General features: G+C 67.3%; 6 protein-coding genes and 1 pseudogene. 5 read left to right on the top strand and 2 right to left on the bottom strand.

The window, feature by feature from the left end:
* The 4 genes from KBI5_RS26695 to KBI5_RS23660 all read left to right on the top strand — a co-directional run.
* Positions 1-268 (top strand): SGNH hydrolase domain-containing protein (locus tag KBI5_RS26695; RefSeq protein ID WP_198537941.1); only part of this gene is annotated, 268 nt, incomplete at its 5' end.
* Between the two features lie 145 nt (positions 269-413).
* Entirely contained in the window at positions 414-1,406 is a 993-nt protein-coding gene (locus tag KBI5_RS23670) for a glycosyl hydrolase (RefSeq protein ID WP_023842072.1), read from the top strand.
* 77 nt (positions 1,407-1,483) lie between these two features.
* Positions 1,484-2,980, top strand: a complete 1,497-nt coding sequence (locus KBI5_RS23665) for a glycosyltransferase family 39 protein (RefSeq protein WP_011437645.1) — start codon at positions 1,484-1,486, stop codon at positions 2,978-2,980.
* A 206-nt stretch (positions 2,981-3,186) separates the two neighbouring features.
* A complete protein-coding gene (locus KBI5_RS23660; RefSeq protein ID WP_011437646.1) occupies positions 3,187-3,684 on the top strand; it encodes an SRPBCC family protein in 498 nt (165 codons plus the stop codon).
* A gap of 3 nt (positions 3,685-3,687) precedes the next feature.
* On the opposite strand, the gene KBI5_RS23655 is transcribed toward KBI5_RS23660, so the two are convergent.
* Both KBI5_RS23655 and KBI5_RS23650 read right to left on the bottom strand, forming a co-directional pair.
* Positions 3,688-4,017 (bottom strand): YrdB family protein, encoded by a 330-nt coding sequence (locus KBI5_RS23655; protein WP_023842073.1) that lies wholly within the window; start codon positions 4,015-4,017, stop codon positions 3,688-3,690.
* Positions 4,018-4,186: 169 nt separating this feature from the next.
* Positions 4,187-4,917 (bottom strand): annotated as a pseudogene (locus tag KBI5_RS23650) (IS30 family transposase); the annotation flags it as partial.
* 223 nt (positions 4,918-5,140) lie between these two features.
* On the opposite strand from KBI5_RS23650, the gene KBI5_RS27425 reads away from it, so the two are divergent.
* The coding region (locus KBI5_RS27425; RefSeq protein ID WP_206745275.1) for a hypothetical protein at positions 5,141-5,388 on the top strand (248 nt) is incomplete at its 3' end.

The following is a 5,388-nucleotide window of genomic DNA, read 5'->3' as shown; positions in this document are numbered from 1 at the left end:
CCGCGACCCGCTGCTGCAGGCGGTCGTCGAGGGCCGCGAACCAGCGGTCAGCGCGGTCGACCTGAACGTCATCCTGTGCCCGGGGACCGGGCCCTGCCCGGCCGTACGGGGCAGCGTGCTGCTGTACCGCGACGACTCCCACATCACGAACACGGCAGCGGTCATGCTCGGGCCGGCGCTCGAACACGCGCTGGTCACCAAGGTACAGCTGCCGTTGCGGGGACCGCGGCTCCAGTCAAGCCAGACCGCGGGCACACCGCGTTCCTGACTTCGGTCCCGGTGGAATCCGGGCACCGGGTAGCCTCGCGAACGAGATGCGCCATGGCCGTATTTCAGGACTTCTGTACACTTTTCAGTCATTGTTTGGCGGACGTACCAGCCAGACGGCCGAGGTACCTGGTGGGGAGGCGCTGATGCGACGGCGGTCTGCCGTCTGCCTGATGATGGCGGCGAGCGTACTGGTTTTCGCCTGCAGCTCCCCCGGCGACGGCCCGTCGCTGAAACCCGCATCCCCGAGCGGCGCCGCCCGCGGCGGCTCGGCTCCGCCGCGGGCGGCCGTCGAAACCGTGTTCAGGACCCGTCCGCAGTTCGGCGTCACGGTGCCCGGYATCAGCCAGGCGTCGCTGGGCGAGGTTGCACGCACGACGGCCTGCCCGCCGGCGATGGCCCAGTTCTTCGTCTCCGTGACCCACGGCCTGGACCCGACGGTACTCGGCGCGGTGCCGGTGACACCGATCGTGACGGTCGAGCCGTGGAACCCGGACAAGGGGGTCAACCAGAGCGACTTCACGCTCGACAAGACCATCGAGGGCCGGTGGGATGACCACTACCGGGCCATCGCGATGGTAGTGAAGAAGTACGGACGCCCCGTCCTGATCCGGTTCGCCCACGAGATGAACGGCTACTGGTACCCGTGGGCGTCGGTCGGCTCGAACACCCCGGCGCTGTTCGTGGCGGCGTGGCAGCACGTGGTCGGCATCTTCCGAGACGCCGGCGTCACGAACGCGCTGTGGGTGTGGTCGCCGAACGTGCTCCGCGGGACGTCGGGAACGCCGCTGGCCGAGTACTACCCCGGCGACAAGTGGGTCGACCTGATGGGTCTGACAGGGTACGGCGTGCAGGAGAGCTCCGCCGCGCAGACGTACGACCCGTCCATGGCCCAACTGGCCGCGCTGTCGACCAAGCCGGTCCTGCTGACCGAGGTGGGCGCCCAGCGGGACCAGTACAAGACCAGCTGGATCGCCTCGTTCGGCAGTTGGCTGCAGAGCCACCCCCAGGTGGTGGGGTTCGTCTGGACGGCGATGAACATCAAGGACGGCGTGAAGGGTGACTGGCGGTACGACGACTCGGAGGCCGACCTCGCCGCCTTCCGGGCGAGCCTGCTCGCCGGGAGGGTCGCCTGCTGACCGCCGCGAGGAGCGTTCCGGAGTCGGYCGGCCAGCCGGGTCCGGCGGCCCGTCACCGTCGCGRCAGCCGTCGCACCATGGTCGTTCTCGCCGTGGGCGCAGCCGTCGTCGCCTGTGCCCTGGTCCACGCGGTGAACCTCGACGGCTGGCCCGGCCGGTTCAACGAGGACGAGGGCACCTATGCCGCGCAGGCCTACGCCCTGCGGTACTGGGGCCGACTGGCGCACTACACCTACTGGTATGATCATCCTTTCGGCGGCTGGGCCCAGATCGCGGCGTACGCCTGGGTGACCGACGCCTTCGGCCGCGGCGCTACCGGCGTGAGCGCCGCGCGCGAGTTCATGCTCTGGGTGCACGTCGCGAGCTGTGTCCTGGTCTACTTGTTCGCCCGCCGGCTGGACGTGCGCCGACCGTACGCGGTGACGGCCGTCGCGCTGTTCTCGCTGTCACCGCTGGCGCTCTGGTTCCAGCGGATGGTGTTCCTCGACAACATCATGGTGATGTGGCTGTTAGCGGCGTTGGTCATGGCTGCGGCGCCCAGACGGCGAGTGCGGACTGCCGTACTGGCGGGACTCGCGGTAAGCGTCGCGTTCTGGTCCAAGGAATCCGCTCTGGTGTTCCTGCCCGGTGTCTACCTGATGGTGTGGATCAATCACCGGCGGCGCAACCTACGCGCCGCGAGCCTCGGATTCGCCGCCGCGGCCGTGGCGGGCCCCGGGGCGTTCGTGGTGTTCGCAGCCGCTCGTGGCGAGCTGCACCAGTTGCGCCGGGCGGTCGAGTTCCAGCTGTTCACCCGGCAGTCCAGCGGCAGTGTGCTCGACCGCGGCAGTTCGGCGTGGAACCTAGTCGGCTTCTGGCTCGGGCTCGATGCGATCCTGCTCGCCGCCGGCCTCGTGGCGGCGATCGCCGGGCTGCTGGTGCCTCGGCTTCGGGTGCCGAGCGTGCTGCTGGTGAGCCAGGCACTGCTCCTGCTCCGGGAGGGGTACCTGCCGTACCCGTACGTCGTCGGGATGCTGCCGTTCGCCGCACTCTGCGTAGCGGGGTTGGCCGACCACCTTCATCCCCGGCCCGGGCCTGCCACCACAACCGCCCGTCTTCGCCTCGCGGCGGTGGCCTCGGTGGTCGTGGCCGGGCTGGCGGTGCTGTCGTGGCAGTGGGGACCGGTCCTGGTCGACGCGACCTCCCGGGACGACAGTCTCCCGAGCCGGGAGGCGTCCGCCTGGTACCTCGGCCACGTCCCCCCTGGCCGAGTGACGATCACGAACGATTACGCGTGGCTCGACCTGCTACGCGGAGGTACCAGGCCGATCTGGCACTGGAAGATCAACGACCAGGCCGTACGGGCGAGCCTCCCGAACGGCTGGCGCGACGTCGACTACGTCATCCTCGACGCCTGGATGGCCGAACCGGCGACGTTGCACCGGCTCCCGTTGCTGGCCGACGCGCTGGCCCATGGCGTCAAGGTGGCTTCGTTCGGCGCCGGTCCGACCAAGGTGACGATCTACCGGGTCGACCGGGTCGTCGAGGCGCCGGGTGGCGCGGCGCGTGCGGGCCGAGTGGGGATGCGCCACTGACAGGCCTGGAGTTGAGGTCACTGGGACGAACACTGAGGTCACGGAGCCATCCCCCTCGGTAGCCCCTACCTGCTGTTGCTCCGCGACGCCCCGGACCGGTGACCTTCCGCACGCCCCTTGACCGTCACCAACGTTGTTGGCTAGCGTCGGCTAACGGCGTTAGCAACCACCGACGACAACCAGGTCGAACGACCGAGGGAGCGGGTATGACATCGAATCTGCTCTACCGCGGGCCCGGCATCGCCGAGCTTCACGAAGAATATGCCAAGAAGCGCGTGCTCGACGAAAAGGCGCCGGTAAAGGCCGCGGCGGAGATCTCCGTGGCCGCGCCGACCGAGAAGGTATGGCGGCTGATCAGCGAGATAGACCGGTGGCCGGCGTGGAACCCCGCCGTCCGGGACGTGCAGGTTCACGGCGGGGTGGCCGTCGACACATCCTTCATCTGGGTCAACGGGAAGTCACGGGTCCGCTCGACCCTGGCGGTCGTCGATCCACTCCACGAGATCACCTGGAGTGGGGTCTCCGCCGGCATCAAGGCCGTTCACCGCAACGTTCTCGAACGGACACCGGACGGTACGGTGCGAGTCACGAGCATGGAATCGATGTCTATGCCCTTCCTCGGCCTCATCTTCAGCAGCACGAAACTCCGCAGCGGGCTGAATGACTGGCTCACGGCGCTTAGGCAGGCCGCCGAAAAGGCGTGACCTTCACCGCGCCTGGGTTCGGCTGTCGATGCGGTGACCACCGGCCGTCGCGGCGATCGCTGTGACCGCGAACACCACTGCCCAGACGCGATGCCCAGCCAGCGCCGTGGCGATCGCGGTCAGACAGAACAGGAGGATCTTCACCATCARCAGCGCCGGCCCGCGAAGCCGACGTCGTGACGCGGGGGCGAGCCACACTCCCCAGACGACGGCCGCCATCAGCGGCAGCAGGACCGCCAAGGCAACACCGGCGACGGCTGACGAGGCGAGATCGAGTCCGGCACCCGCCAAAGTGCCCAGCATCGCGAGTTCGGACAAGAAAGCGAGAAACATGATCGACCCGCCCACCACGCCGCTGCGCGGGGTACCGCCATCTGCGCCAGACGAACCCATGAGAGGGAACATAGTGGAACTTCCCGGGGAGTGAATTGTGATTCTGGGAACTACTGCCGCATCAGGCACCGTTCGCCTGCCTGACAACCTGACGAGTGGAATCAAATGGTCAAAGCGACGCGTGACTTTCTAGCAGCTCGTTGAAAACTTCTATCGGCTTCAACCAGCCAAGCGTCTGCCGTGGCCTTCCATTCAGCTGGGCGGCCAGCTTATTAAGCTCGTCCTGTGTGTGCAAGGACGGGTCGGTGCCCTTCGGGAAGTACTGGTGTAACAGACCGTTGGTGTTCTCGTTGGAACCGCGCTGCCAGGGCGAGTGCGGGTCACAAAAATACACGGGGATACCGGTCCGGACCGTGAACTCCGCGTGGCGGGCCATCTCCTTCCCCTGGTCCCACGTCACGCTGTTGCGAAGGAACTCAGGGAGGGTTCCCATCTTCTTCGCGAGCAGGTAAGCGACACGTTCGGCGGTGCGGTCAGAGGGGATACGCACCAGCATCACGAACCGGGTGGTACGCTCGACGAGCGTGGCGATCTGGGACCTGTTCCCCTTACCGATGATCAGGTCACCCTCCCAGAAGCCGGGCACGGCTCGATCCTCGGCCTCCTTCGGCCGCTCGCTGATGTCGACCATGTCCGGGATCTTTCCCCTGGTCACGGTCTGCGCGATCGGTTCACCCGCCTCGTCCGGCCCTTGCGCAAAGCAATCTTCAGCTCGGTCCGAAGCTCGCCGCGGGCCTGGAGGTATAGGCACTCGTAGATCGTCTCGTGCGACACGCGCATGCCCTCGTCGTCAGGGAAGTCCTTCTTCAGCCTCTCACTGATCTACTTCGGAGACCATTTCTCGRCCAGGCCGGCATTGACCGCGTCGTGCAGCGCGGCCGACGCGACGAGTTTGCGTTCCTTCGGACGTGCTCGCAGCGCGTCGCACCGCGCCTGCGCATCCACCGCTCGGTAAGCCCGTACTCCGCACGTTCGTGTGGTGTGCTGACCGTGTGATTTCTTGATCCGCCAGGATGATGATTTCCCTGGTGCGTGGTGTGTCCGGCCTGGGACGGTTCGGAGGGTGCTGGCKACCGCCGTCCGGGTGGGCTATGGGCCCCCGCGCCTGGAGAAGCTGCTCGGTGCTCTGCCGGTGGCCCGGGACCTGATGGTCCGCCTCGATCTGGTCGCGACGATCGAGAYGGCTCTGCCCGATCCAGGAGAGCAAGGCCCGGCTCACCCATCAATGACCTCCGGAGGGGACTGTCGCCTTCAGGCGACAGGGGAATCCGGCACGGACCGCAACGGTTATACCGGCCACGCTGGTATAAT

This window comes from Frankia sp. KB5, assembly GCF_002099325.1.
GTDB classification, from domain to species: Bacteria; Actinomycetota; Actinomycetes; order Frankiales; family Frankiaceae; genus Frankia; species Frankia casuarinae.
The sequence above is the reverse complement of the archived record's forward strand: the minus strand, read 5'-3'. Positions and strand labels throughout refer to the sequence as shown.

Excerpts from the sequence above, each read along its gene's own strand:
- KBI5_RS23665 (WP_011437645.1), top strand. The coding sequence starts at position 1,484 with ATGGTCGTTCTCGCCGTGGGCGCAGCCGTCGTCGCCTGTGCCCTGGTC.
- KBI5_RS23660 (WP_011437646.1), top strand. The coding sequence starts at position 3,187 with ATGACATCGAATCTGCTCTACCGCGGGCCCGGCATCGCCGAGCTTCAC.